A 26228-nucleotide genomic window follows, 5' to 3' on the forward strand; every position below is an offset into this window, starting at 1 on the left:
ACCTAGGGCAATTTAAACCGCGCAATCACTTGCATCCCTACATCAAGCTTAAGACGCGATAGAGAGATACAGCTAATGCTGGCATAAAGGGTTTGGTTACTGCCTAGTACATCAAGTTTTAACAACACTTTCGCGCTGTTTACGGTCGCTAGCTTTTTAGAAGTTAGCTTTGTATCTGCGAGTTTTGTATCGGCGTTATTTTCAGGCTCGTTCAGGAGACTGAGTGGATTCGCCACGGGTTCGATGCTAGATATAACACATGGCAGCGCATTTAAAATACTGATTGTGCTGGCATTGCCAAAGTCAGCAATATTGGTATCGATACTTACATCACAAGCTTTAACTGCAAAACGAACAAAAACTTGCTCACCGCTTTGCTGAGGCAAATAGGACACTGATTCTGCAGTGACGAATATCTCGTGCCCCGCTACCTCAACGCGCTCAATGCCGTTTTCCGACTGGCACTGCTCATTGCCTTGTAAGGTTAGAACATTTTGATCTTGTTGCATTTGGCTACCGTGTTTGTAGCTGACAACGGCGTTTTGTGACTGGTTGCCGTCGTGTGCTTCGCTTTGCCCAGTAACTTTAAATCCCTCAAGTACGCTAGACGGTGTCGCAAATCCCTCTTTTGCGAATACTTGAGTCAATACATCGCGCGTTTTTCCACAAAGCTCGGTGCGACCTTGGTCAATAAAAACCAACTCATCGCTGAACAAGGCAAGGTCATCTAAATCGTGAGAAATCACAAGGCATATGAGCTTCCCCGACACACACAAATTGTTCAAAAACTGGTAAATTTTGCGACGGGTAAAGATATCAATCGCGCTTAGCGATTCATCTAGCAATAACACATCTGGTCCATTGACCAACGCCCGTGCAATCGCGACCCGCTGCGCTTCTCCGCCAGAAAGCGCTTGAACTGGCTTATCAATTAAATGTTCGCAATAACAGCCGCGCAAACACACATCGATAGACATTGCATTAGGGCTTGCGTGACGCTGCGCAAGGGCTAAATTACCGCGCACATCGGTATGGGGAAATAGCATGGGCTGCTGAAAAACGATGCCGACCTTTTGAGAGGTCCACGGCATTTGCACTTTTGCGCTTTTTTCTACGCCAACTAGGGCGCGAAACAAGCTGCTTTTTCCCGCACCTGATGGACCGGTAACCCCAATGAATCGGCTTTGCGGCTGCAATGAGATTTGTGCGTTAATGCGATTTGGTAGTAGCGCAGATATTTGCATGTTAACGCGCCTCATCACTACGGGTGACACCGTTAAAACGATAGAGCGCCGCGAGCATTACGAATGAAAAAATCAAAAGGGCCAACGCAAGGTTGTGTGCACTGTTATATTCCAACGCTTCTACCTGTTCATATAGCGCGATAGACAGCACCTGAGTTTCTCCAGGAATATTGCCACCTATCATTAGTACTACGCCAAACTCGCCTATGGTATGTGCAAAGCTTAAGCCTAATGCCACCACGATGGGCGCTTTGCTTAAAGGAAGCACTATTTTTATAAACGCTTCAAAAGCCGAAAACCCCAGCGTTTTTGCTACATCTAAATAACGGTTATCCAATTGTGAAAAGCCGCTGTACAAAGGCTGCAGAGCAAATGGTAGGGAGTAGATGACAGACCCCAACACCAAACCTTCAAAGCTAAATGCTAAATTGCTCCCGGTTAGGCTTTGCCATCCCTGCCCCAACGCACTTTGCGGCGAAAAAGCAATAAGCAAATAAAAACCCAGCACAGTTGGCGGTAACACCAAAGGCAACGCGAGTATCGACATAAACAGAGGCTTAGCTTTGCTCTGCCATTTCGCTAAAAACCACGCTAGCGGCAATGCGATTAACAACAGTAGACCACTGGTTATAAAGGCCAGTTTTAAGGTGAGTAATATGGCTTCAAGTGTCGATGCCCCGAAGAATTCTGTGAGCATACTTAGTTACCGACGCCCGATGCAATGGTAGGTTCATAGCCCCATTCAATTAAGCTGTGCTGCACCCCTTGCGACATTAAATATTGTACGAACAGGCTGGGTGATGACACTCCATTAGCGTCACTCAAACGAAACGCTCTGGTTGTCTCAACGTTGTCGTTGTGAATAGGCTCATCAACTGGCGCTGTCACATTTTTAATTGGAAGTGGTTCGAACAGATTCGGAGATAATGTAGCTACCGTTTTACTATTAACCACCAACGACTGAATGATGGGTTGATACAAGGTTTCAGGTACGGGGACGATAACCGTAACAGCATCGGCGCTTTTGGTATTCACAACACTGTTAAAATTAGAAGGCAAATTAGAGGATAAGTCTGCGGGCAAATCTAACGCCGATGAGTATGCAACGAACGCCCCTTTCACGCTGCCGGTGGTATAAAACTGCAAGGTTTGTAGCACGTTTTTACCCATCACTCTGTGAGGTAAAAACTGTTGCCATAAGGATAAGTTTTGCAACGTCTGTTGCGCAGCATCACCATAGGGAGCCAGTTTAGGATTTGCGATAGCTACCTTGTTTTGTGGATTTTCCATTAATTGAACAAGCTGCTTCGACAAGCAATCGGTAAGCTGAACGTTTATTTGTGCAGTTGTGTCTCCAGTAGATGAGCGCGCGATCTGCTCGCAATTCCTTTCACCGGATGTTTCATGTGATGCCTCACTTGATAATTCGCCAGCATAGACAAACACAAGCTTGCCTTTAGCGTAATCCACCAGATTGCCGTGGTGAACTACGTTGTTATCAACCAACGCTTGCGGCCTAGCGCGATCAGCAGATAGAAAAACGTCGAAGCTAGCACCATGTTGAATTTGCGCATACAAAGTACCGCTAGAAGATACCGTTACCGCGACTTCTATGCCGGTTAGCTCAGTAAACTGCTCGGCAATACTCTTTAGCGGTTTTGCAAAGTTTGCCGCAACGGCTATGTTAATTTTTTCGTCGCGCTTGAAATTTACTGACTGGTTTTGTTTTTCGGCACTAATAACGCTCCCTTCATTTACATTATTATTTGCCGCTTCAAAACTGCTTGCATGTGCCACAGAACTTGAAAAAGCCGTAACGCCTAGGGCTACACTTGCACTTACCAAAATAAGCATGGCCAAGTTAACAAAGCTTGAAAGTCGCATTGCTAAAGAACAAACCATTACTTTTTGCGCATCCACTTAAGTGCCGCTTTATCGTCAGATGCTTTCGCCGCAACCCATTCAGATTTATCGCCCTTAAATTCTTTTTTCCATAGCGGTACCGACTGTTTAAGCATGTCCATTAAGTAGCAGGCAGCGTCAAACGCCGCCTGGCGGTGGGGAGCGGCGGCACCTACCCATACAATTTGCTCGTTGTTGTGTATGCGCCCTACTCTGTGCAGTGCGCCAGCACTGTTAAGTGAAAAGCGTTCGCTCGCTTGTTCAACCAGAAGCATTAACGCTTTTTCAGTCATGCCCGGGTAATGCTCTAATTCGATGCCGTCTATGTCGCCAGCGTTATTAAAATCTCGCACTAGCCCAGTAAAAGTAACAATCGCGCCGGTGTTGCCGCAGGCCTTCTCATCTGCCGACTGTTTTAGCCTAGCGTAAAGCTCTCCTTGGTCGAAATCTTCAACTTGAACTAGCGCGAACATAGCTAGCCCCCTGTCACAGGTGGAAATAGCGCCAGCTCATCACCGTCGCTGAGTACTGTTTGCAGGTCGCAAAGCTCTTGATTACAGGCAGTAAGCACACTACCCTCTAGTGCTAATGCCCACTTGTCACTACGCGTTTTAAGCTGCGATATCACGGTCTCAATAGTGCTGCTCTCGCTTATATGGAGCGCGATATTGTCCTCTCCCGTAATCTCTCTGGTTTGTGCGAATGTTTTTACCGTTACCTGCATGCTTTGCCTGTTATCTACGTTGTTAAGGTTGCTTTGTGCGCGCTAATTAATCTTTCCAAGCCTCGGAAATACGTTGAGCCTAAAGTGCGTTGCGTCTTGAATGCTTGTTCGCTTTATACACGTTACTTTTTTAGCTCACTGGCCTTTCACTGGCCTTTGTGAAAACTAGGTTTCGGACTGCCAATGGCCTGTCTTACCGCCTTTTTTCTCCAGTACCCGTACCCCTTCCATGTGCATGCCAGGGTCGATGGCTTTGCACATATCAAACAAGGTTAACAGCGCCACATTTACACCCGTGAGCGCTTCCATTTCAACGCCGGTTTTACCGCTTAGCTTGCAATAGCAGGTGGCTTGAATTCGATTTTGGTCGGCCTGAATGTCGAAGTTTATATCCACCTTTGACAGTGCCAATGGGTGACAAAGAGGAATAAGATCGGCGCAGCGTTTCGCCCCTTGAATACCCGCTACACGGGCAACTGCAAATACATCACCTTTTGCAATTTTTGATTCAGAGATTTGGCGAATAACGTCTTCGCTTACGTATAAAAAACCTTCTGCTGTGGCTTCTCGCTTGGTAACGTCTTTGTCGCTAACGTCGACCATATTGGCTTCACCGCCAGCGTTTAAATGGCTAAAGGTGCTCATGCTTCCACCAAATGCTTCACAAAGTTACACGGTCTAAAGTCGGCATCAAGTTGGCTAGAAATAATCTTTTCCCACGCTGTGCGACACGCCCCTGTAGACCCTGGTAAGCAGAAAATAACCGTATTATTAGCAAAGCCCGCAACCGCGCGAGACTGAATGGTTGATGTTCCAATCTCTTCATAGCTAATTTGACGAAATAGCTCGCCAAAGCCGTCGACTTCTTTGTCGAACAATACACTGATGGCCTCTGGCGTTGAGTCACGGTGGGTAAAACCTGTACCACCGGTAATTAATACAGCGTGAATGTTTTTATCTGCAATCCATTTCGACACCACGGCGCGCTGCTGATAAATATCGTCTTTCACCAAATCGCGATTGTAAAGGTTATGGCCAACCAAGGTAAGCGCCTCTTTCAAGTAGTCTCCCGACTTGTCGTTTTCGAGGGTGCGCGTATCTGAAATAGTGAGTACGGCAATATTAAGGGGTTGGCTGACAACTGACATATGAAATCCTAATTTGATATGCGACATTTTGGCGGTTTTTGATAAAGTACCAGCCAAAATACTATTTGGTAATCACTTTATAAGGGTGCATGCCATGAATTCAACAACTAAGTTGGCATAAACTATGTCTAAAAGCCTAACTCATCAGCAGGCTATGCGTTATAACCGCCATATCGTGCTTCCAAAAGTGGATCTAGACGGTCAAGAAGCGCTGCTAAACGCCAATATTTGTATCATTGGTATTGGCGGGCTTGGCACCGCGGCCGCCACTAACCTTTGCGCCAGTGGCGTGGGCTCTCTTACACTTATCGACCACGACACTGTTGAGGCCACCAACCTGCCAAGGCAAACCTTGTTTAGCGAACAAGATGTAGGAATAAGTAAAATAGAGGCGGCTAAAGCGCGGCTTAGTGCAATAAACAGCGACTGCGACATTACCGTAATAGCAGAACCGTTTTCGGCGCCCAGCTCTACTCAGCTTTCACCAGTATTAAAACAAGCCATAGAGCGTGCTGACGTTGTGCTAGATTGCACCGACAATACAAACTCGCGAGATTTAATAAACCTACTGTGTTTTAAACTAAATACCCCGCTAGTATCGGGCGCGGCCATTCGCTTTGAAGGCCAGCTTTTCGTCGCTATACCCGGTGAGAGCCGTTGCTATGCATGCTTACGGACGCTATTTGAATCGCCCGATTTAAGCTGTGTAGAGGCAGGTATATTCTCGCCAGTGGTGAATATTGTTGGTACTTACCAAGCGATGCTAGCTATGCAAGTATTGATGGATTTCGATAATATTCCTAAAAACACGTTAATGACGTTTGATGCTCTGTCGCACGAGTGGCGAAACTGGAAGTTACCTAAAGGCGTAGATTGCGAGCTATGTGCTTGTTAAGTTTATGTGCATTTGCGGTATAAATTCTAAAAACGTGATTAAAAACAACAGACTAAAACAAAGAACAAGACAGAAAATAGGTTGATTTAAATGACAACCCAAGTAGTGAAAAAACACATGGTAGTGGCGCAAAACGCGTCTGGACGTAACATGAACGTGCCAATTTATCGTATGAAGGGCGCGCGCCCTGGCCCCACTGTGTATATTCAAAGTTCTATTCACGGCGCAGAAGTACAAGGTAACGTGGTTATTTACCATCTTATTCAGCGCTTAAAAGACATGGATATTTGCGGCGAAATTATCCTAGTGCCCAACTGTAATCCCATTGGTACTAACATTAAAGCCGGTGAGTACACATTAGGCCGGTTCGATCCTGTGAACGGCACAAACTGGAACCGCGGCTACTTCTTCGATAAAGGTGCAGTTGAACATTTCGCCAAAACAGTCACCCGCGAAGAGTCAATTGAAGGCATAAAACAACGTTTTCGTGCTCACTTGTCTAACGCTATCGACAACAAATTGGCTGAACCATGGGGTTTAGGCTTGGCACAGCAGTTAAACCTAAAGCTACAGCAAATGGCGGTCAACGCCGATTTCGTGTTAGATCTCCACAACGGCCCGGTGTCTACCCGCCACGTTTATATTCCCGAATACGCCAAAGACAGTGCTAATCTGTTTAACATTCCTCACTGTATTTTTATTCCAAACGTATTTGCGGGGGCGTTGGACGAAGCGACGTTCTGCCCATGGTGGACACTGCAAGAAAGCATAAAAACTAATTTAGCGCGTGAGGTAAGCTTTAACGTTGAAGCGTTTACGCTTGAAATGGGTAGCCAAGAAGTTATCGACTTTAACGAAGGTAATATAGACGCCACCAGTATTCTTAGCTACTTAAACGCCAAAGGCGTATTGCACGAATGCGATATTAAACCGACAGAAATGAAGCGTTTAGGCGTGTATTTAAAAGACTATAAAACCCTGTTTACTAACTGGGGCGGCATGGTGGAGTACATGGCGAAACCAGGCCAAACGGTGAAGAAAGGCGAACCACTGGCGCAAATTTTAAATATTGACGATCTAGATACCGACAACGGCAGCAGGACCTTAGAAGCGCCTTGCGATTTGATCCCTATTCTGCACTTCCCGTCGGCTTCGGTGTTAAGTGGTACACAGTTGTACAAAGTGTTTACGAATTATAAGGAGTTGTAGATTTTTGTACGCAAGTTGATGGAGTAAAACTTTATTACAACATGGTTGATTAGGGTACGTAGGAACGTCTCACGCAAGTCACTGGTTTATTCTTTGAATTACTTCCTGCCGTTCAATACATTAAATTTAACGGCAGAAGAGTGCCTTAAACTGCCCATCGCACAAAGGCACTTCGATGACTGCAATGAACGTAAAGCAGACATTGGATATTTCTAACTCGCGAGACCGCTTCAGACGACTTGCAGACGGTCAGTTTCATGGCGCTGGATTTCTGCCATTGGTCAAATGCGGTCATTTTGATTAGAGGGTGATTTTTCATGACACAATCTCCGAAACGGAACCTACTGCACGACACTATGCATTATCATCACTGTTAACGGCAACTCAAGCAACGCTAGGAGATGGCCTTTTCAGCGACTATATCATTCAACATTACTTCCATTTTGGCGCGTGAAGCACTAAAACACAGGAGCACTTGAACACACAAAAGATCAGATAGGGGCTTGTAAATATCTCATTGTAAATTTCAGTACCAAAGACCAATTCAATTACCTATTTTGACATCAACTGCGTTACTGATTTCTAAAAAGTCCCCTTTGACTCACGTGCAATTAGCCTTAATTTGAGCTGGAACATTGGGTAGTACATAGCGTTAGTATTTCTTATACTCTGTCTGTGCCAGAAACGGGAACTGCTTGGCTCTTTATTTTTGGGGAAATAAGGGGCGGTATTAAGCTTGTGCGAATAATGATTCGTGTTATTAAGGACAATTTATGTTTCAAAAATTTAGAATAAAAGCGGCTATAAATCGTTTGATAGAAGAACGACTCTACGGGATTGTGGCAGGTGAAATTGCGAAAGGAGACATAAGGCAAGGGCTATGGGCTAAAGCCTTTAGTCAATCTAGTGGTGACGAGCAGGCAGCTAAAAGTAAGTATATTGAGTTAAGAGTTGACTCACTTAGAGATGAATCAACATTAATACACGCCTTAATTGAAGAATTTGAAGGTAACGGGAATACAGTTGAAACTGAGTTTGAGCAAACTACAGAAGATATTATTTTACAGAACCCAGAACCTAGTGAGGTAGAAGAGAAAAGCGCCAAGGATGAGTATCAGAACAAGCTAGCTGAAGAGAGAGAGGCGCACAGGAAGAAACTAGCTTTTAAATTGTTCCAGAAGGAAAAGAGAGATAGAGGTACTTCCTAGGCAACTTCAAAGAACTTGTAGATTTTGCTAGCCTGTTTTTATGTCTATGAATTGATGGATTGTATTAATACGGGTTGTTGTTGCTTACCTGTGATCTGAGACTCTCATTTGTAGGTTTAGAAATCATTTGACGTGCTGCTTTAGACAAGCAGCTGACTTTCAGGGTTAGCTCATTTATGCCCCAAGGTAAGTTTTGGCTCTTAGAAGGTACATTAATAGAGACCTGATTTTGCAATACTTAACCTAATGAAAGAATACGCAAAACCAGATCCTATTGTTGTTTGTGACATCCTCTTCAGGATGGTTGAGCCATCCATATGAAAATCACGGTCACCTAGCTCGATTACCTTGATATAGGCTGCTTTTACAAAGCATCTTTCGCCAATAGCTGCATGTTAAGTGAACTTGTCTTTAAACCTGCTCTGTCGAACCTATAGCGCATGTATGCAGAGATATCTTCCTCGTGGGAGGAGATAATTAACTGGCAATGCTTGAGTTCGCAACGGAGAAGATCTGTTAAGGAAGCAACGTTGATTTCATCCAGAGATTGCGATGGATCATCAATCAAGATTAGAGGCACCTTAGCATAGACCTTGTTGAGTGAGAGGAAGAAGGCAAGGCTAAGAGCTGACACCTGACCAGAACTCATGGACATGACTGCATCGTGTTCAGATTTCTCGGCAGTCAGAAACCTTAACTGTGTACCGTCTCGGCTCTCGATAAATAGACCTAGGCCCCGTTGGTAGTTTTGGATCAGTCGGCCACTATAGATATGGAATATGAGTTCAATAGCTGAAATTGTCTGGTCGGTATATCTTTGCTCAGTCACCTTCAGTGTGTCGCGGAGCCTTTTGATTTTATTTTGTGCTTTTTTGGCCGCTATGGTTTCTTTTTCGATAAGTTTAAGATCGGAAATACAGGTTTGGAGTCTAGCATTTTGAGCCTCGTTGGCTTTAATCGTTATGTACTGTAATTTATCCCTTAAGTCTTCAGCCGTGATTATGTAGAAGTCCTCTAGGTCTTTGAAGGCGCTGCTTGTTGTTTCTCGCCAGTCCTGCGGCAGCGCTAAAGCATCAGCTTCAATCTGTTTTTTATTCCTTAGAATTGCTTTGAGCTTTTCAAGTCGCTCATCGACCACATCATCACTTTCCGTAAATGAATCAGTAAATTGAATATTGTCGTTTTTCAGCTGATCCATAAGCTGGGTTATTGCTGGTAGTCGAAGCTTAATTTTGGTCAGAGCTGTATGAAGGTTTGGTTTAAATGTCGGTTTGAGAACTTTCAAGCTACCTTGGATTTGGGTGTCGATGAGCTTCAGCTCTGTATCCATAGCAGCGACAAGTTCAACTAAATCCTTACCGTCCTTGCCTAGCGATTCAGAGATCTGCTTGGTTCTTGCTTCAATGGCAGCCACCATTGATTCGTGCTCTTCCCAATCCGTGCCACAGAGAGGGCACAACTGCTCATCAGGATAGGTCTTCTTATGTTCATCAATCAACTGCTTTTTCAGGCTTTCCAATTCGGTTACGATGTTCGCATTGGCGCTGCTTTTTATTCGCAGTCTATTTCGGGATTCAATTTGTAACTCAAACCACTCAAGGCGCCCATCCGCCCAGCTCGGTAGTGATTGAGCTTCTTCGACCTTAATCTTCGAGGCTCCGCGCTTGATGATAGCCGCTGAACGCTCCAGCTCATTAATCTGCTTCTTGGTTGCTTCAAGCCCATCAAGCTTGTTAAGGTCTTTACCGAACTGAACTAAGCTTCTCAGAGATTCTTCGTTACGTTCGATGTCTGCCTCGACTGTCTCGTTGTGAACCCTAGTTTTTATCGTTGCTTTGAGCGGTATAAGGGCAATAATTTTGCGAACTGATTCCCTGTAGGTAGCATGATCTGCCGCTGAGTACGTTGAGAATAGGATCTCCTTGTCCCATATTGGTTGGACATCAGTCGTGGAGAGTTTTTTGTACCCAACGATCCCTGCTTCAACCTGCAATGTACCTCTTAAAGTGGCGATTTCTTCCGTGAGTGACTCGACTTTTGTCTTACGCTCAGGATCGTTGATGTATTTTGTAAGTTTGTTGTATATGGTGTGGCAGTTTTCAATCTCAGCTTCTACATCGCTGATTTTAAATAGGTTCCCTAGTCTATCCTTACGTTCGTCTACCCGAGTGTGTAACAGTCGGTTTTGTCCTTGCTCTAGGTAGTTAAGGAAGGAAAAGTTTTCCCTGAAGTTTTTACCGAAAACTTCGTCAAGGAAATCTTTGTTGCGCATATTGGCTTTTGTGAAGTCAACTGATTCGAATTCTGGTAGCTCGTAAAGCTTGAAGTTTTCGAATTTATCTGCACGGTTGTTTGCTGGTTTTTTGAATATTACAGCTGGACAATATCTTGCTAAAACAAGTTTGTGAGCATCATTAATGAATTCAATTTTAATGCAGAGATCGTTCTCACCTGAGCGATTGTTCCAGAAGAGATTATCAGCGTAGTCTCTCTTATTTTTGGTTAATAACGTTTCGAATAGGTTTTGTATTCGACTGATCTTGCCGGTGAGCAGCAGTTCTATTGCGTCAAAGATGCTTGTTTTACCATAACCATTAGGACCGTCCAAAGTTAGCAAGGACGACTCGCCAAGGTTCAAATAGATATGTTTAAATGCTTTGAAGCTAGCGACTTCAATCTTGGATATTTTCCAGTTCATTTTTAATCATTTCCTTGATAATTTCGTCGGCATTTTTAACAGTAACTTTCTGAATAGTCGAATATGTATCATTCAGTTCAGCTTCTGCAACGGCTTCAATTGCTTGCTGCCTCAAGGGCACAAGGTTTCCTTGATGACTAGGTAGCTCCAAGAAAGGAAGCTTGATAAACGTTTTCGCAGCGAAACTATATTGCGAAGCTACAAGAGGATTTTCTTTGTAATCAATAAATTCTTTTTTGTCAGCAATCACAGATACAAGTTTTTCGTAGGTAAAATCAGTGAGAGCGCTTTCTTCCGCAATGCTGTAGTAGAGAACATATTTTTTATAAAAATGCGGGTCTTCTTCGATTGAGAAGATTTCTTCTTCGTAATCCTTGAACTCGGCCAGAACGTCAAGGCGATGAATGCAAATCAGATCGCAATTCTTCTTGAAACTTGGATTTCTAAGAAATTCATCGGGAGCAAGGTGATTGATTAGGTTATTCAGCTCGGCTGGGTTAGGAAGGCCGTCTAACGTATGTACGACTGCGAATCTAATTGCAGACCCAGACTTGCGAACATAAAAGCTTGAGGTGTCCAGTTCTCGCCTACTCACAAAGCCATGGGCAACAAGTGCTTCATCAATGAGTTGTTTTATCATTCAGCCGACCCTCCGCGTCCTCTTTCGTTATTACGCTAATGCATAGCGATTTGATGATGTTGCTTTCCAGCTTTTCAGTGGCTGGCTTGTTACCGAAATCATCTGAGTTTGTGAATTTTGTATTAAAGGTGAATGAGGCATCTGCCTTGCTGGCGATTAGATGGTTATACTCAAAAAGTAGTCTCAGCAGATCTCCGTTGTTTTTCATTTCTCTGATCATGTCATATTCACACTCCTTGCTTTCATCCACGTCAAGAGCGGTAGGCACGTAGAACCGGTTTTCGCTGTCGAGATAGTGCGGGAGATGTTTGAATATGGGATCCACCGAAATAACTTGGATGAGCTTGGTGTATCGCCTGATGTCGTTCGTTTGAACATCTTGAAACCGCTCGGATGGCTTCATCATCTGGCATAACGCTTTTAACTCGTTGATGGGCGTTTCGCGTATGTGCTCACATAAACACCTAGCTCGTTCATAAGTGGCGTCACTCATTGTTGGTAGCGCTTGATCCAGCCTTTCTTCTAGATGGGTTAGGAGCCTAGCCTTCAATTCAACTGCATAGTAGCCCCTATTCTCATAGGGATTTTCGTTCAGCAGATCAGCTAAAAGGTTACTGGCTTTGATGCGACTCTCGTATGCAGCTCTGGCTTCTCGGACGCCGTGAACTTGATTTAATTTATGGCAATGTATTGCGATAGTGCTTATTTTTTCTGACAGTAAGCAGTAGTTAAAATTTATAAGGTTATCACTGACCGTGATGGACTGTTTCTCACATATATTTTTTATTAGTCCTTTGGTCAATCCTTCAATTTCACCCAGTCCACAATAATAGTCGTTTCCGTAGCGGTAAAATTTTACTGTTTCTCCGCTAGCACCTTTGTGATCGTCTGTATTGTTTAGCTGGACGGATACGTGAAAGTAACGGGTCGTCCCTTTGATTTTGTCGTACTCGATTAAAGTGGACTGCTCCAGCGCTGTAGTGTAACCACTACGATATTGGCTAATCTTAGCTTTGACTTGATGGGCGGTATGTAGCTTTCCATCTTTGTAAATAGCGAAGTCGTCGCTACTGTCTAGCTGAAGCTCGAAGTTCAAGTCGCCATCGTGAATAAGCTTTAACGAGTGATATAGTGCAACTTTTCCTTGATAAACGAAGCCGCTCCACGAGGATATGGCGCTGGCTGGGTATTTTTCATCTTCTTGGCTCACATGAACTCCTTTTTGCCAATGTGAAGGAGTCATATTACTGTTTTTTCTCTTTTTTGTACTTACTTCGTTTATTTAGCAAACATATTCTGCATTCTTCAGCCTTTATTAAGAATATTGTCAAGAATAGCAACACATTAGTAAATGCTTTCGAACGTTTCTTTGCCCAAACTTAGCTTATGCGATGTTTGCGGTTTAGAGCTCCAACTCTAACTGATAATTGTCTAAAAATGAGTTAGGGCGACCGTCTGCTTAACGTACTCTTCTGCCGTTTAATTACAAATACTCGAACGGCTGCTTCTGGCACAAGCCGGAATTAAAGGAAAAAACTGCTGTGTTCACCAAATGTATTTAAAATGAATCAACGCTAATCTAATAAAAAGCGCCTAAGATCTTGTTCGTGCCGCATTACGTGCAAAATAAAGGCTTTGTTGTCCTCAAATTTATAAAAAATTCGACAGGGCTTTACATAAAGCTCGCTGTAATTGAGGGGTGGTAATTCGGGGACTGACTTTCCTGATTTAAGATATTCCTCAAGCATGTCTACTTTGGCGAAGACTTCTTTAACCAGTTTCTTTGCCGCAACTAAATTAGATACCGCTATGTATTCAGCAATCTTGTCCAAGTCATTTAGAGCAGGTTCTGTCCATACTATTTCAGCCATTTATCCATTTTCTCTTTGGCCTGCAAGTTAGTTAAAACGTCATCATTTCTTATTGCCTGCTCACCTTTTGCGATACCTTCCAGAATCGACATGCGCTTTTGCATCATCTCATAATCATCAACATCAACTAAGTAAGCCGATGGCTGACCATGCTCAGTAATCAAAACAGGCTCTTTTGAAGTGTGCAGGTCTTGCAGAATTTTTGTGGCTTGTCTCTTTAATGTAGTAACTAATTCTACTTTCACGATGCAGGTTCCAGCTTTCAAATGTATCACTATAGTATCACTTAACGATAACCACACAAGATTTCATTCACTCTGGACAGAGTTACAAGGTAACTAATCACACCCTACTTCACCCAAACTAACGCGATATTTAAACCCACCACGCTGATTAAATACGTCAAAACCATTATCAGAAGCTTTAAGCTCTAGCTCCCATACCCAATTTGTTTTTTCAATAAATGTTAGTTCATAGCGGTTTAAAGGAAGTGGGCATTTTAAATAGAAATAATGGTAGGCCGTACCCATGGCACCTGGGTCTGCGGTAAACACGTAAATAGTGTTATTTCCTATTTCAAATTCTTTATGAAAGTAGTCTCGGTTAGCTCCTAGTGTTGCATCAATCAGTACACCTAATAGACCTATCGCAATCTGAATAAGCGCCACTATTGCTAAAATACAGCTCAAAACAACAGATAACCATTTACTTTTAACAAGATATCTCAATCTACCGTGCTGCGTGAAAAGCAGGTACACACCTGCGCAAAGCGCTATAAGCTTAACTAAGGCTAACGCGTCGCCGACCTGTGACATAAACTTGGGGGAATGGTAGTTTAAGCCCCACAGCACACCACCATGCAGACTTTCCACTAATGGAACTAATATCAGAATTAGTACAGCGAGTAAGGATGTGACCAAGGCCGCAAAGGTTCTTTGCGGCACTTGCTTGTTACTCGGGCTATGATTTTGCTCTAATTGCGTTGTCCCTAACATTAATTATCAACTTCCTTAAATCGGCGAACCTGGCGGTAGCGGCTCTACTTCAAAGGTACTTGGCCATGCCTTACTAGCCCAATAAGTATCGAACTGTTCTTTCAGTATTTCATACTGATTGTCGTCTGCTTTGTCGTCTAACCATTCGCTAAATTCAAGCAGAGCAAGTTCGGCTTCCATTCTTACTTCAGGCGCCAACTTATCGTTAGTTACTGCTTTCATCACTGCATTTAACGCCACTAACTGTAAGCGTTTTGCTAGTGGGCTTTGTGACTTATTTTTATACCAGTGAACGTTAAGTATTTGCTTCACCAGCATAGAAACGCCTACTTTTTTACGTCTGTCATTAGTGCTTCTTGTTTGCCACTCTAAGCGGTTTAAGCGCTCTGGGTGCAATAGTAATTCAAACGCAAAGTTAGATGCTGAAGCAGCGGCAGAAACAGGGTCTAGCATTAACCCCATTTTGCCCTTAAAGTGCTCGCGAGTAATATCGTCGCCATACGCTGTCGGTGGAATAAGGGCGAGTACCGATTCAGGTATCGTCAGGTAATCAGCGGTAGTGGCCGTAATTAACTGCTGCATAGCGCGTTGCTGCACTGCAGGCGCTACAAACTGTTGGCCCTGTGCTTTGGTATAGTCACCTTTGCGTTCGTATTCATACACTAAGCCGCCGACTTGCTTTGCAACGGCTTCTAACTGATAACGGTGGAGTAAGTAAATAGGCACTAAAGCATTTTCAAGAGAGGATAAACTGCTATTTGGGCTTAAGGTGTCTAAACCTAAATTGGCTAACGCCAGTTCGCGTACTTGTGAAATTTCATCGAAAGCATCTAGCGGATTGCTACCGTTTTCCCACATATGGCCGTTTGCCGATGCATGGCGACTACTACGGGTATCGGGGTCTGACTTAAAACTTAAACCCTCATTACGGCCTTTTACGATAATTTTTGCCAAGGCTTCCGTTGCCTCTACGTCGCTGGCAAAATCTTGATAGCCATACGCGACGGCGTGAATATCCCATGCGCCTATGCCTTTATCATACGCGCCTTCCAAGCTAATTTTGCCGTTTTTAATACTAATTTGGGGGTGAGGATAATCCATTACCGACGCACGGTTATTTTCACTTGCCGCAAAGTTGTGGGCTATACCCAATGTGTGCCCTACTTCGTGGGCTGAAAGTTGCCTAATGCGGTCTAAAGCCATTTCTTGCTGTGCAGTGGTGTCGGTGCTCCCGTCCTTAAAAGGACTGGTTAGGCCAAGGGCAATTAAATAATCTTGTCTTACACGCAATGAGCCGAGCGTAACGTGACCTTTGATAATTTCACCAGTGCGCGGGTCGACAACCGACGAACCATAAGACCAACCGCGCGTTGCGCGATGTACCCAGTTGATTACGTTATAGCGCACGTCCATTGGGTCGGCACCTTCGGGCAATACTTTCACCTGAAACGCATCTTTGTAGCCTGCGGCTTCATAGGCTTGATTCCACCAGCTCGCCCCTTCTTTAAGCGCGGTCATTACAGGTTCTGGAATACCAGGATCTAGGTAATACACAATAGGCTCCACTGCTTCGCTCATTGCAGCATGCGGGGTTTTCTTGTTTAAACGATGGCGGGTAATAAAACGCTGTTCAGTAGGCTCGCTGATAGGCGTTGAATAATCAAAGTAACTGAATTTCCAGTAGCCCGAGTACGGGTGGTACTCTCTGGGCGTGTAATTGTCGTCAGGCAGAGCCACAAACGAATGATGCAAGTGCACCGACAAGCTTTCTGGGTCGGGCGTAACTTGCTGCACGTATTCGCCTGGCTTCTTACCTGCAAAGGTGACTAAAGCCTCTAATTCAGTATTCTTTTCAAAGCCTTTGGTTTTAGGTAAATACACGCCGCTTCGCATGTTATCTACGCTAAAACTGCCTTGGTTAGTTCCCGCTAAGCGATTGCCAATGCCGTGAATATCGCTTAATAAGAACGGTGTGTAATCTATTAGACTGGCACGGTCGTTTTTGGCTACCAGCGTAAAACCTGCGATAACCGAATCAGCAAAGGCTTCATCAATGCTCTGTTTCTCAGCGTCGCTGCCGTGAGCTGCTCGATATTTGGTGTTGTGCTGCTTTAATAAAACCTTGTTTCCAAATTTTTCAAAGCTTACTAAACGCGTATTGCCTAGCTGGCCGCGATCAAGGCCAATGTCGTTAGACCCTACGCCATACGGCAAACTACTTTGAAACAGGTATTCGGCGTGGTCTGTTGGCACCGCCAAGTAAACTTTGTCACTTTCATCGTCATAGTAAACAGGAATTAAGCCATCTTTTTTGGTCATATCGCTGGTGAATTCACCAATGCTTGGCAGCGCTGCCAATGCGGAAGACGTAGACACGACAAATAATACGGTAATCGCAATGGCCGATTTGCCCGATGCTTTTACTTGTCGCGCCGCTTTATGAAAAATGTTCAATTGCAGCATGCAGTTAGTCCTTATTATTGTGAATTTCTAGCCTACCCTATGTGGTGGGTTTTGCCCATGGTAGTTCATCGTTTAATGCGCTCTTTTTGCTTGTTATTTAGCTGTGAACAGGCTTGGTTTTTCCTACCGAAGGTAATGCACTAAAAACGCAACTATATGGAAGAAAACAGCTGGCATTGACTCTGCTCAATTGCCGTTTAAACATTCAAAAACATGAGCGACAACAAATTATTTGATCTTGGTCAACACCAAGCTTTGTTTGAGTTGTAGAGGTATTTTACGGCTTATAAAATCCGCCGCCTTGTTTAAAGCGTCTAGTAGCGGTTTTTATCTATGACTTCAAAATTATCACCTAATCGCAGCTCTTCTAACCTACGTGAAGACTCAGTTTCAACATTGCCAAACCAAACGTTAATCGCGCCAGAGTTGCTTGCACCTGCGGGTAGCTTACGCAACATGCGCTACGCTTTCGCCTATGGCGCTGATGCTGTTTATGCTGGGCAGCCACGCTACTCGCTTCGCGTAAGAAACAACGAATTCAGCCTTGAAAACTTAGCGATAGGCATAGAAGAAGCACATGCTTTAGGTAAAAAGTTCTATGTAGTAAGCAACATTGCTCCGCACAACAGTAAGCTAGGTACCTACTTAAAAGATATTTCACCAGTAATTGCTATGAAGCCCGATGCGTTAATTATGTCGGACCCAGGGCTTATTATGATGGTGCGCGACGCCTTCCCTGAAATGCCTATTCACTTGAGTGTGCAGGCCAATGCGGTGAACTACGCCACGGTGAAGTTTTGGCAGAAACAAGGTATTGAGCGCGTTATTTTGTCTCGAGAGCTCTCTTTGGAAGAAATTGAAACTATTCGCGAACATGTTCCAGACATGGAGTTAGAAGTATTTGTGCATGGCGCGCTTTGTATGGCGTATTCAGGCCGCTGCTTATTGTCTGGATATATGAATAAACGCGATCCGAATCAGGGCACTTGTACCAATGCTTGTCGATGGTCTTACGATGTTAAGGCAGGCGAGGAAAACGAAACTGGCGACATCGTTCTAACCAGTGAGATTAATAAGGCAGTTACAGCACCTCAAGTGGTAATTCCTACCCTTGGTGAAGGCACGCCAAGCCCCAAAGTATTTATGTTAGAAGAAAAGGAAAAGCCTGGAGAACTGATGCCAGCTTTTGAAGACGAACATGGCACCTATATTATGAATTCTAAAGATTTGCGTGCCGTGCAACATGTTGGCAGGTTAACCCAAATGGGCGTGCATAGTTTAAAAATAGAAGGCCGCACTAAATCACATTACTACTGTGCCCGAACCGCTCAAGTCTATAGAAAAGCAATTGACGACGCGGTAGCAGGAAAGCCTTTTGATAGTACATTAATGGGAAGCTTGGAAACTTTAGCTCATCGAGGTTATACCGAGGGTTTCTTGCGTCGCCATGCGCACCACGCGTATCAGAACTATGAGTATGGCCACTCAGTCAGCGATAAACAGCAATTTGTTGGTGAAGTGATTGACCGTTGTGAAGAGTCTGGCTATGCAATTATAAACGTTAAAAACAAATTCTGTGTAGGTGACTCGCTTGAGTTGATGACGCCAAGCGGCAACATTACCTTTACTCTAAATGAGATGCTGGATAAGAGAAACCATTCTATTACGGATGCTAAGGGTTCAGGACACCAAGTAAGAATACCGATACCCAGCGATGTGTCTCTAAACTTTGCCCTACTGCTGCGAAATTTAGATGAAGGCGTTGATACCCGCAATCCGTTTCGAAAAGCTCCTAGTGCAGTAACACCCGAAAACGCGAGCGAGGCATAATGCATGGCACTGCTTATTCTTGATAGCTGCATTAACTGCGACATGTGCGAACCCGAATGCCCTAATGCCGCTATAAGCATGGGTAATAAAGTGTATGAAATAGACCCGTTACGCTGTACAGAATGCGTGGGGCATTACGATGCCCCTACTTGCGTAGCGGTATGCCCTATCGATGTGGTTAAGCCCGACCCGAACAATAGAGAGTCACTAGACGAGCTGGCCGAAAAGTTTGTTCGTTTAAATAGTTAGCTATGAAGTAAGTCAGCGAGTTAATTGTACTTCTCGAAGAATTCCCTTGAATCATGACCAAGAGTGATCACTAATTGCGGTACAGTTTGAATTGGCACTACTAATAAGGGTTTTATTTTGAAGTTTGCCTCTCGCGCTACGGCGATCTCTCCGTTTCTTGCTATGGCCTATGGCGAAAAAGCCACGGCACTAGAACAGCAAGGTAAAGATGTTATAAGACTTAATTTAGGCGAGCCTGATTTCGGCGCACCCGTGGCAGTGCTCGCCGCAATGAAAGAAAGCTTAAATGCCCCAGTTTTTCCCTATACCTCGGCGCTGGGCATGCCTGAACTACGTGAAGCCATTGCACGCTTTTATGAAGTTAAACATGGCGTAGCGGTAAGCCCTTCTAGAGTGGTCGTGACCGCTGGGGCTTCTGGCGCTTTACTTTTGGCAAGTGCTGCCTTGGTTGAGCCAGGCGACAACGTGATATTGGGCGACCCTTCTTACCCTTGTAACCGACGTTTTTTAAACGCATTTGGCGCAGAGGTAACGCTGGTACCAACACGCAGTGAGGATAACTTTCAGCTAACCGCAACAAGTGTTGCCGATAATTGGAAGCACAACACGAAAGGTGTACTTATTGCCACACCTGCCAATCCTACTGGTACGGTTATAGATGCAGAAGAGTTGACTAAAATTGGCGAGTACTGCAAATCCAAAGGTGGCTTTTTAATTGTTGACGAAATTTACTTGGATCTATCGCTTTCGGCTGATCTTGATGTACGCAATGATACTTTCGCTTCCCAATCGACCTTGGGCACTGATACCAAACTTCAAACCGTACTTGCCAATGCACAGCTTGAAGAAACAGTGGTCGTAATAAACAGTTTTTCCAAATATTTTGGCATGACCGGCTGGCGTCTTGGCTGGTGTGTGGTACCTGAAGCGATGACGCCCATCGTTGAAAAACTCGCGCAGAATTTGTTTATTTGCCCCTCTACCCTATCGCAAAAGGCTGCTCTTGCATGCTTTACACCAGAAGCATTGGCGCAATGCGAGCAAAACCGCCATACGCTGGAAAAGCGTGCTTCCCTTGTTTTTAGTGCACTTGAAAATATGGGGCTTGGTTTAGATGCAAAGCCTGACGGTGCGTTTTACGCCTACATCAATATTAAGCACACAGGGCTAAGTGCAATTGAATTTTGTGATGCCCTACTTTCACAACATCATGTAGCGCTTACGCCGGGTAATGATTTTGGTGAGCACAATGCCAACCATTACGTAAGACTGTCTTTCGCCACTAGCATTGAACGCTTGGAGGAAGGGCTTTCACGGCTAGCTGAGTTTGTAGCGTCATTAAACTAACGGTTTTTTATGCTCACCATTTAATTTCGTGAATAGTCAAATATTACCGAAAAAAATGATAGATATGGGTGCTTGTGCGTATATTGAGTAACGCATATTGATGACACGTGTCGAAACGAAATAAAACAGGACAAAACAATGAGTAAGGAACGGGAATTTGATGTAGTTATTTTCGGTGCTACAGGTTTTACGGGTAAGTTAGTAGCTGAATATTTTCAGGCTCAGTATGGCAGCGATGACAACGTTAAGTGGGCGGTCGCAGGCCGAAATGAAGCTAAACTCAACGGCGTAAAAAAGGAGCTAGGCATTAGTGAAAGCGTTGCTAGCATTGTAGCCGATGGTGATGATGACGACGCGCTAGATGCGTTGACGAAGCGCACAGCCGTTGTACTTACCACTGTTGGTCCGTATCAAATTTACGGTGAAAAGTTACTTTCTGCATGTGTCGATAACGGCACCGGCTATACAGATCTTTGCGGTGAGCCAGCCTGGATGCACCAAATGATCAATAAATACGAAGCGAAAGCTAAAGAAACCGGCGCAAATATTGTGTTCTCGTGTGGCTTTGACTCTGTGCCTTTTGACCTTGGTGTGTACTACCTTCAAGAACATGCCAAAAAGCAAACTGGCGATGTCATTGAATATGTAAAAGGTCGCGTTCGTAAAATGCAGGGCACGTTCTCTGGCGGTACGGCTGCAAGTTTAAAAGCGACCATGGCGGCTGCGCACAAAGATAAGTCTGTCATGGCGGCACTTATTAACCCGCACTCATTAACCGATGGCGCGTCAAATCAGCCACAGCCCGATGGCAATAAACCTTACTTCGATGAGCAGTTAGGCACATGGGTTGCACCATTTATTATGGCGGCCATCAATACTAAAAACGTTCATCGCACGAACTACCTGGGCGGATATAGCTACGGCAAGAACTTTCAATATGATGAAATGATGATGACTGGTCCAGGTGAGAAAGGTGAAGCCATGGCGAATCACGTTGCCAAAGATAAGTCGCTTGCAAGTGATGATGGCCCTAAACCAGGTGAAGGCCCGAGCAAAGAAGAGCGCGAAAATGGCTTTTACGATGTCATGTTTGTGGGTACCGCTACCAATGGTGATATGCTAGCCGTATCGGTAAAAGGCGACAAGGATCCAGGTTACGGCTCTACCAGTAAAATGATTTCAGAATCTGCCCTTTGCTTGTGCAAAGACGTTAGTTTATCTGGTGGTTTCTTCACACCTGCGGCAGCACTTGGTAACAAGCTTATCCGCCGTTTAGAAGAAAAAGCAGGCTTAACGTTTATTATCGAGAAATAGCGATTCAAAAAACGAAGGCTGAACACAAATTGCGTTCAGCCTTTTCTCTCTGCGCTAGGTGTTATTGTTGTTTTTTAAGCGAGTACCGCTTTTAATGCTTTAACGCACGCGTCAGTTTCTTCAGGTGTCCCTACGCTAATACGTGACCATGAGTCGTACCCAGGCCACGTGCGCCCTACAACCTTTATACCTTGAGCTTTCATCTTTTCTGCAAATTTATCGTGCGGCATGCCCGTATCCATGTAAATAAAATTCCCTTGTGGATTTGGCGCAAACGGCTGCTTTAACTCTTTAGCTACTTTTACTAACTTTTCACGCTCAGTTTTAATGCGTGAGCGCATTGTGTTTAAGTTCTCATGATCATCCATACTTGCCATACCCGCTACTAATGCCAAGTAATTCACACCACCCATGCGCAGCATACCGCCCATTGTTTTAGCTTGCTCAGCAGGCATGATGGCGTAACCGAGACGCTGTCCCGCCATGGCGTGAATTTTAGAGAAGGTGCGGCAAATCACCACGTTGTACCCTTCAGCTACTAGCTTCGATTGCACATTAGCGGGGTAAGCATCAGACATTTCAATGTAGGCTTCATCGATGAAAACCTGTGCTTTCTTCGATACGCGTTTTGCAAAAGCGGTAAGCTTCGCCGCATCTACCATGCTCCCTGTCGGATTATTTGGATTACATACGTACACAGCAGTCGTATCTTCGGTTACTGCTGCTTCAATTGCATCTAGATCAAAAGTCATATCATTGGCTAGCGGCACGTAGGTCACGTCTGCCCCCATAAACTCAGCGCCCCGTGGTACGCCTTCGTAGGTTGCCATAGACGTTACCAGCTTATTGCCGTTTTTGGTGATCCAGTCCGCATAGCCAAAAAGAATAGGTGAAGAGCCATTCGTAATTACGATTTGCTCAGCAGATACGCCTTCTTGCTCAGCAATTTTTTGCGCTAACACTTCAACCGTAGCGTCAGTATAACGCGCTAGGTTTAAAAGCTCGCTTTGCATTGCCTTTGCGGCTTTTTTTGACGGCCCAAAGGCGTTTTCATTTGACGATAAGCGAATAAGACCATCGTTTACATTGGGGGTAGCAGACGGGAAGTGTTCAGTTTGCATCCCTGCGGCACGAAGGTCGCCCATAATACTGTCAACGCTGGTCGTTAGCGCTACTGCGCCTGCACCTAATCCCACTGACTTTAACCAATTACGGCGTGAAGAATTCACGGTGCTCTGTTGTTCATTTTTATTCATATTTCGCTCTGCCTTCCGTCTATATTCACTTTAGACTAAAGGCTTAATTTTGAACGCGCAATAGCATAAAAAACCTAAACTATTGACATAAATGCACTTTTTACGTGCATGTGGCGCACTAAAATTGACAACATTAGAAGTTTTAACGCGTTAAGCCGTTACATTACGGTGCAGCGTTATTTTGTGGTTTTTGGCGTTTGCGATGAATGACATTTTTTCTGATGCTAAAGGCGCAGCACTCTCTCGCTATTGGTTCTTCGCACTTGAAGCCTGCCTTTTAAACGACTGTGTAATCCATCTATATAAATACAGAGTAAGAATTACGACTAAACATTAATCGATTACTCAGTATGCAAAACAGGAATTAAATATGGCTAAGGACCACGGCAACCAAATTAAAAACGACGATACTTACGAAGCCCTTCGCGACGAAGGCTACAGTAAAGAAAAGTCGGCACGCATTGCCAATGCGCAAGCCAATAGCGAACAAACGCCTTCTAAAGATGGTGGTAAAGGCAAAAAGTACGAGGATCGCACTAAAGATGAACTGTATCAAAAGGCCAAGGAAGTCGGCATTGAAGGTCGCTCTAACATGAGCAAAGACGAATTAATTGATGCGTTACGCAATCATTAGTGGCGGATAGACCGCCACATACAAAAACTGGTCACTGTGGCGGTGATGATTACGTTTTATCAGACACGCATAATTTGTGCATTTCGTGGCAAACCTCAACTTCAAGTAAAGATCTACCGCCTCAATAGTAGGCGACTAGCTCTTCGCCTGCCCACTACATGACAATATTTCATAATAAAATGAAAATAAGTCATTTTTATTCATAGTTAAATCAACGTATAACGTGTTCATAGCTTTTACAGCAGTCTCACTACTCGGTTTAACTTTAGGAATAGAAGCGCATTCTCATGAACAACAACGTGAACACAGATTTCTCTTTTACTATTAACAGCGTTCAGTTTAATGAAGATTATCGCCCTTCAGACAACACACGCATCACCACCAACTTCGCCAATTTAGCTCGTGGTCAACGCCGCAAAGAAAATTTGCGCGATGCACTAAGCATGATAAACAACCGCTTCAATGCACTGGCTAACTGGGATAATGAAAGTGGCGATCGCTATGCTGTCGAACTTGAAATTGTGTCGGTAGATATCGACGTTGAGGGTAACGGCAACACATTCCCAACTATCGAAATCTTACAAACCAATATAATTGACAAAAAAACGGGTAAACGCACTCAAGGTATTGTAGGAAACAACTTCTCGTCTTATGTTCGCGATTATGACTTTAGCGTTCGTCTATCTAATCACAATCGTGGCCAGTCTTCGTTCAGTGTCCCTACCGATTTTGGTGATCTGCACGGAAAGTTGTTTAAGTATTTCGTTAATTCAGAAGCCTATAAAGCACATTTTTCAAAGCTGCCGGTCATTTGTTTAAGCGTTTCCGACAATAAAACCTACCGTCGAACAGAAAATCAGCACCCCGTTTTAGGTGTTGAATATCAGCCTAATGAATCATCACTAACTGAACAGTATTTCAAGAAGATGGGCTTAAACGTGCGCTATTTCATGCCACCAAACAGTGCTGCTCCTTTTGCATTTTATTTCTTTGGTGATTTGTTAAACGACTACACCAATTTAGAACTTATCAGCACTATTGCTACGATGGAGACCTTCCAGAAAATTTATCGCCCTGAGATTTATAACGCTAACGCCCAGGCAGGTTTAAGCTACAAACCAAACTTGAAAAATAGCGATCACTCAGTGACTCGCATTGTTTATGACCGTGAAGAGCGGACTCATCTAGCCGTTGAACAGGGCAAGTTCGTAGAAGAGAACTTTATAAAGCCTTATCAACACAAGTTGGCGCAATTCACAGCAAGCTATGCCTGATCCGTTGATTTAGATACTTGCGATATTCAAACCGCACACGTTGCGACAACAAAACTATGATAAGGGCAGCACGTTCTGCCCTTCGCGCATCCATACAAATTATTGATTAGAAGAAAGCGAATCACATGAAAAAACTACTCCCCACTTCTATTGCAGGCAGTCTTCCAAAACCATCGTGGCTTGCACAGCCTGAAACTCTGTGGTCGCCGTGGAAGCTAGAAGATGAAGCATTAGTGGAAGGCAAAAAAGACGCGCTTCGCGTTACGCTTCAGGAACAAGCCCTATCAGGCATAGATATTGTGTGTGACGGTGAGCAAACTCGTCAGCATTTTGTAACTACTTTTATTGAGCACCTTGACGGTGTTGATTTTGAAAACCGTAAAACCGTACGTATTCGCAATCGCTACGACGCTAGCGTACCTGTCGTTACCCATGCTGTTACACGGCCAAAATCAGTGTTCGTTGAAGACGCAAAGTTCTTAAGGAGCCAAACTGATCAGCCCATAAAATGGGCGTTACCTGGCCCTATGACGATGGTTGATACGCTGTACGACAACCATTATAAAAGTCGCGAAAAACTTGCGTGGGAGTTTGCCAAAATACTAAACCAAGAGGCAAAGGAGCTTGAGGCTGCTGGTGTTGACATTATCCAGTTTGATGAACCTTCGTTTAACGTATTTTTCGATGAAGTCAATGAATGGGGTATTGCCGCTTTAGAAAGAGCCATTGAAGGGCTTAAATGCGAAACTGCAGTGCACATTTGCTACGGATATGGCATCAAAGCTAATACCGATTGGAAGAAGACATTAGGCTCTGAGTGGCGACAATATGAGGAGAGCTTTCCTAAGTTAGCAAAATCCAATATTGATATGGTTTCTCTGGAGTGCCATAACTCTCATGTACCCATTGAACTGATCTCGCTTCTTAAAGGCAAAAAAGTGATGGTGGGCGCTATTGATGTTGCAACTGACACAATAGAGACACCAGAAGAAGTAGCAGCTACATTACGTGAAGCATTAAAGTACGTGGATGCCGACAAACTCTACCCTTGTACAAACTGTGGTATGGCGCCCCTTTCACGACAGGTTGCTCGAGGCAAGCTTGAGGCGCTCAGCGCTGGCGCTGAAATAGTAAGGCAGGAATTAGCTCAGAAGCTCAGTGCTTAATACGCCTCAAAACTTTTGTTAAGCAAGAGCATTTTGAAAGCGCACTAAAGCCCATATCAACGTGTAATGCCGATCAGTTAAGAAAATTTTCATGATCGGTTGACCGATCTTTTTAAGGCTTCAAAATCCGATATCAGTCTCTGGTATCGGATTTTTTAATG

Annotated in this window: 26 protein-coding genes; 11 read left to right on the forward strand and 15 right to left on the reverse strand. The window is 44.2% G+C overall.

Translation table 11 applies throughout. The annotated features are described in order from the left end of the window. Positions 1 to 2: 2 nt before the first annotated feature. The 7 genes from MHM99_RS10345 to moaB all read right to left on the reverse strand — a co-directional run bounded on the left by MHM99_RS10345 (position 3) and on the right by moaB (position 5018). Positions 3 to 1244: an ATP-binding cassette domain-containing protein gene (locus tag MHM99_RS10345; RefSeq protein WP_168463340.1), complete on the reverse strand. Its 1242-nt coding sequence runs from the start codon at positions 1242 to 1244 to the stop codon at positions 3 to 5. Between the two features lies 1 nt (position 1245). After that, the gene (modB, locus tag MHM99_RS10350; protein WP_168463341.1) at positions 1246 to 1941 is read right to left on the reverse strand and encodes a molybdate ABC transporter permease subunit; all 696 of its coding nucleotides are present in this window, start codon (positions 1939 to 1941) and stop codon (positions 1246 to 1248) included. Between the two features lie 2 nt (positions 1942 to 1943). Then, complete coding sequence (gene modA, locus MHM99_RS10355; protein WP_168463342.1) at positions 1944 to 3164, reverse strand: molybdate ABC transporter substrate-binding protein; 1221 nt, start codon at positions 3162 to 3164, stop codon at positions 1944 to 1946. Next, positions 3146 to 3619, reverse strand: a complete 474-nt coding sequence (locus MHM99_RS10360) for a molybdenum cofactor biosynthesis protein MoaE (RefSeq protein WP_014949772.1) — start codon at positions 3617 to 3619, stop codon at positions 3146 to 3148. Before MHM99_RS10360 ends, modA begins: the two co-directional genes overlap by 19 nt. Positions 3620 to 3621: 2 nt before the next feature. Continuing rightward, positions 3622 to 3870, reverse strand: coding sequence for a MoaD family protein (locus tag MHM99_RS10365; protein WP_061095255.1), 249 nt, complete (start codon positions 3868 to 3870; stop codon positions 3622 to 3624). A gap of 165 nt (positions 3871 to 4035) precedes the next feature. After that, positions 4036 to 4515: a cyclic pyranopterin monophosphate synthase MoaC gene (gene moaC / locus MHM99_RS10370; RefSeq protein WP_168463343.1), complete on the reverse strand. Its 480-nt coding sequence runs from the start codon at positions 4513 to 4515 to the stop codon at positions 4036 to 4038. After that, positions 4512 to 5018, reverse strand: coding sequence for a molybdenum cofactor biosynthesis protein B (gene moaB, locus MHM99_RS10375; protein WP_168463344.1), 507 nt, complete (start codon positions 5016 to 5018; stop codon positions 4512 to 4514). Before moaB ends, moaC begins: the two co-directional genes overlap by 4 nt. A gap of 124 nt (positions 5019 to 5142) precedes the next feature. On the opposite strand from moaB, the gene MHM99_RS10380 reads away from it, so the two are divergent. The 4 genes from MHM99_RS10380 (at position 5143) to MHM99_RS10390 (ending at position 8330) form a co-directional block, all read left to right on the forward strand. Then, entirely contained in the window at positions 5143 to 5913 is a 771-nt protein-coding gene (locus tag MHM99_RS10380; protein ID WP_168463345.1) for a HesA/MoeB/ThiF family protein, read from the forward strand. A gap of 90 nt (positions 5914 to 6003) precedes the next feature. Next, positions 6004 to 7122 (forward strand): succinylglutamate desuccinylase/aspartoacylase family protein, encoded by a 1119-nt coding sequence (locus MHM99_RS10385; protein WP_171338303.1) that lies wholly within the window; start codon positions 6004 to 6006, stop codon positions 7120 to 7122. A gap of 175 nt (positions 7123 to 7297) precedes the next feature. Further along, positions 7298 to 7426 carry a hypothetical protein gene (locus tag MHM99_RS21205; RefSeq protein ID WP_275445538.1) on the forward strand — a complete coding sequence of 43 codons (129 nt, stop codon included), beginning with the start codon at positions 7298 to 7300 and terminating at the stop codon, positions 7424 to 7426. Positions 7427 to 7895: 469 nt separating this feature from the next. After that, on the forward strand, positions 7896 to 8330 hold the full coding sequence (locus tag MHM99_RS10390) for a hypothetical protein (RefSeq protein WP_168463452.1): 435 nt from the start codon (positions 7896 to 7898) through the stop codon (positions 8328 to 8330). A 364-nt stretch (positions 8331 to 8694) separates the two neighbouring features. On the opposite strand, the gene MHM99_RS10395 is transcribed toward MHM99_RS10390, so the two are convergent. The 7 genes from MHM99_RS10395 to MHM99_RS10425 all read right to left on the reverse strand — a co-directional run bounded on the left by MHM99_RS10395 (position 8695) and on the right by MHM99_RS10425 (position 16997). Then, a complete protein-coding gene (locus MHM99_RS10395) occupies positions 8695 to 11028 on the reverse strand; it encodes an AAA family ATPase (protein WP_239219228.1) in 2334 nt (777 codons plus the stop codon). Beyond that, the gene (locus tag MHM99_RS10400; protein WP_168463674.1) at positions 11003 to 11668 is read right to left on the reverse strand and encodes an ABC-three component system middle component 1; all 666 of its coding nucleotides are present in this window, start codon (positions 11666 to 11668) and stop codon (positions 11003 to 11005) included. Before MHM99_RS10400 ends, MHM99_RS10395 begins: the two co-directional genes overlap by 26 nt. Then, positions 11649 to 12878 carry an ABC-three component system protein gene (locus tag MHM99_RS10405; RefSeq protein ID WP_239219230.1) on the reverse strand — a complete coding sequence of 410 codons (1230 nt, stop codon included), beginning with the start codon at positions 12876 to 12878 and terminating at the stop codon, positions 11649 to 11651. The genes MHM99_RS10400 and MHM99_RS10405 overlap by 20 nt, the downstream gene beginning before the upstream one ends. Before the next feature lie 364 nt (positions 12879 to 13242). Next, positions 13243 to 13539: a type II toxin-antitoxin system RelE/ParE family toxin gene (locus MHM99_RS10410; RefSeq protein ID WP_168463351.1), complete on the reverse strand. Its 297-nt coding sequence runs from the start codon at positions 13537 to 13539 to the stop codon at positions 13243 to 13245. Continuing rightward, positions 13527 to 13784 (reverse strand): type II toxin-antitoxin system Phd/YefM family antitoxin, encoded by a 258-nt coding sequence (locus tag MHM99_RS10415; RefSeq protein WP_014949780.1) that lies wholly within the window; start codon positions 13782 to 13784, stop codon positions 13527 to 13529. The genes MHM99_RS10410 and MHM99_RS10415 overlap by 13 nt, the downstream gene beginning before the upstream one ends. A gap of 93 nt (positions 13785 to 13877) precedes the next feature. Then, positions 13878 to 14534, reverse strand: coding sequence for a hypothetical protein (locus MHM99_RS10420; RefSeq protein ID WP_049587231.1), 657 nt, complete (start codon positions 14532 to 14534; stop codon positions 13878 to 13880). A gap of 15 nt (positions 14535 to 14549) precedes the next feature. Continuing rightward, positions 14550 to 16997, reverse strand: coding sequence for a zinc-dependent metalloprotease (locus tag MHM99_RS10425; protein ID WP_168463352.1), 2448 nt, complete (start codon positions 16995 to 16997; stop codon positions 14550 to 14552). 333 nt (positions 16998 to 17330) lie between these two features. Between MHM99_RS10425 and yegQ the strand changes: the two genes are divergently transcribed. The 4 genes from yegQ (at position 17331) to MHM99_RS10445 (ending at position 21737) form a co-directional block, all read left to right on the forward strand. Then, positions 17331 to 18827 carry a tRNA 5-hydroxyuridine modification protein YegQ gene (gene yegQ, locus MHM99_RS10430; RefSeq protein ID WP_168463353.1) on the forward strand — a complete coding sequence of 499 codons (1497 nt, stop codon included), beginning with the start codon at positions 17331 to 17333 and terminating at the stop codon, positions 18825 to 18827. A 3-nt stretch (positions 18828 to 18830) separates the two neighbouring features. Then, positions 18831 to 19076 carry a YfhL family 4Fe-4S dicluster ferredoxin gene (locus MHM99_RS10435; RefSeq protein ID WP_014976780.1) on the forward strand — a complete coding sequence of 82 codons (246 nt, stop codon included), beginning with the start codon at positions 18831 to 18833 and terminating at the stop codon, positions 19074 to 19076. Between the two features lie 117 nt (positions 19077 to 19193). Further along, entirely contained in the window at positions 19194 to 20423 is a 1230-nt protein-coding gene (locus tag MHM99_RS10440; protein ID WP_239219232.1) for an aminotransferase class I/II-fold pyridoxal phosphate-dependent enzyme, read from the forward strand. Positions 20424 to 20561: 138 nt separating this feature from the next. Further along, a complete protein-coding gene (locus MHM99_RS10445; RefSeq protein ID WP_049587223.1) occupies positions 20562 to 21737 on the forward strand; it encodes a saccharopine dehydrogenase NADP-binding domain-containing protein in 1176 nt (391 codons plus the stop codon). A 74-nt stretch (positions 21738 to 21811) separates the two neighbouring features. Here the strand turns inward: MHM99_RS10445 and MHM99_RS10450 are convergent, their stop codons facing one another. Further along, the gene (locus MHM99_RS10450; protein WP_049587221.1) at positions 21812 to 22993 is read right to left on the reverse strand and encodes a histidinol-phosphate transaminase; all 1182 of its coding nucleotides are present in this window, start codon (positions 22991 to 22993) and stop codon (positions 21812 to 21814) included. 370 nt (positions 22994 to 23363) lie between these two features. On the opposite strand from MHM99_RS10450, the gene MHM99_RS10455 reads away from it, so the two are divergent. From MHM99_RS10455 to MHM99_RS10465, 3 genes are all read left to right on the forward strand, one after another. Then, positions 23364 to 23627 (forward strand): Rho termination factor N-terminal domain-containing protein, encoded by a 264-nt coding sequence (locus MHM99_RS10455; RefSeq protein ID WP_049587219.1) that lies wholly within the window; start codon positions 23364 to 23366, stop codon positions 23625 to 23627. Between the two features lie 299 nt (positions 23628 to 23926). Continuing rightward, positions 23927 to 24901: a DUF1852 domain-containing protein gene (locus MHM99_RS10460; protein WP_049587291.1), complete on the forward strand. Its 975-nt coding sequence runs from the start codon at positions 23927 to 23929 to the stop codon at positions 24899 to 24901. A gap of 125 nt (positions 24902 to 25026) precedes the next feature. After that, positions 25027 to 26067 carry a methionine synthase gene (locus tag MHM99_RS10465; RefSeq protein ID WP_049587218.1) on the forward strand — a complete coding sequence of 347 codons (1041 nt, stop codon included), beginning with the start codon at positions 25027 to 25029 and terminating at the stop codon, positions 26065 to 26067. Positions 26068 to 26228: the final 161 nt, after the last annotated feature.

This window comes from Alteromonas sp. MmMcT2-2, assembly GCF_022348305.1.
In the GTDB taxonomy this organism is placed as follows: Bacteria; Pseudomonadota; Gammaproteobacteria; order Enterobacterales; family Alteromonadaceae; genus Alteromonas; species Alteromonas macleodii.

Coding starts and splice junctions, on each gene's coding strand:
- moaB (WP_168463344.1), bottom strand. CDS start 5,018: ATGTCAGTTGTCAGCCAACCCCTTAATATTGCCGTACTCACTATTTCA.
- MHM99_RS10360 (WP_014949772.1), bottom strand. CDS start 3,619: ATGTTCGCGCTAGTTCAAGTTGAAGATTTCGACCAAGGAGAGCTTTAC.
- MHM99_RS10385 (WP_171338303.1), top strand. CDS start 6,004: ATGACAACCCAAGTAGTGAAAAAACACATGGTAGTGGCGCAAAACGCG.
- MHM99_RS21205 (WP_275445538.1), top strand. CDS start 7,298: ATGACTGCAATGAACGTAAAGCAGACATTGGATATTTCTAACTCGCGA.
- moaC (WP_168463343.1), bottom strand. CDS start 4,515: ATGAGCACCTTTAGCCATTTAAACGCTGGCGGTGAAGCCAATATGGTC.
- MHM99_RS10420 (WP_049587231.1), bottom strand. CDS start 14,534: ATGTTAGGGACAACGCAATTAGAGCAAAATCATAGCCCGAGTAACAAG.
- MHM99_RS10345 (WP_168463340.1), bottom strand. CDS start 1,244: ATGCAAATATCTGCGCTACTACCAAATCGCATTAACGCACAAATCTCA.
- MHM99_RS10465 (WP_049587218.1), top strand. CDS start 25,027: ATGAAAAAACTACTCCCCACTTCTATTGCAGGCAGTCTTCCAAAACCA.
- MHM99_RS10365 (WP_061095255.1), bottom strand. CDS start 3,870: ATGCAGGTAACGGTAAAAACATTCGCACAAACCAGAGAGATTACGGGA.
- MHM99_RS10450 (WP_049587221.1), bottom strand. CDS start 22,993: ATGAATAAAAATGAACAACAGAGCACCGTGAATTCTTCACGCCGTAAT.
- MHM99_RS10400 (WP_168463674.1), bottom strand. CDS start 11,668: ATGATAAAACAACTCATTGATGAAGCACTTGTTGCCCATGGCTTTGTG.
- MHM99_RS10410 (WP_168463351.1), bottom strand. CDS start 13,539: ATGGCTGAAATAGTATGGACAGAACCTGCTCTAAATGACTTGGACAAG.
- yegQ (WP_168463353.1), top strand. CDS start 17,331: ATGACTTCAAAATTATCACCTAATCGCAGCTCTTCTAACCTACGTGAA.
- MHM99_RS10455 (WP_049587219.1), top strand. CDS start 23,364: ATGGCTAAGGACCACGGCAACCAAATTAAAAACGACGATACTTACGAA.
- MHM99_RS10435 (WP_014976780.1), top strand. CDS start 18,831: ATGGCACTGCTTATTCTTGATAGCTGCATTAACTGCGACATGTGCGAA.
- MHM99_RS10425 (WP_168463352.1), bottom strand. CDS start 16,997: ATGCTGCAATTGAACATTTTTCATAAAGCGGCGCGACAAGTAAAAGCA.
- MHM99_RS10445 (WP_049587223.1), top strand. CDS start 20,562: ATGAGTAAGGAACGGGAATTTGATGTAGTTATTTTCGGTGCTACAGGT.
- modB (WP_168463341.1), bottom strand. CDS start 1,941: ATGCTCACAGAATTCTTCGGGGCATCGACACTTGAAGCCATATTACTC.
- MHM99_RS10390 (WP_168463452.1), top strand. CDS start 7,896: ATGTTTCAAAAATTTAGAATAAAAGCGGCTATAAATCGTTTGATAGAA.
- MHM99_RS10395 (WP_239219228.1), bottom strand. CDS start 11,028: ATGAACTGGAAAATATCCAAGATTGAAGTCGCTAGCTTCAAAGCATTT.
- MHM99_RS10380 (WP_168463345.1), top strand. CDS start 5,143: ATGTCTAAAAGCCTAACTCATCAGCAGGCTATGCGTTATAACCGCCAT.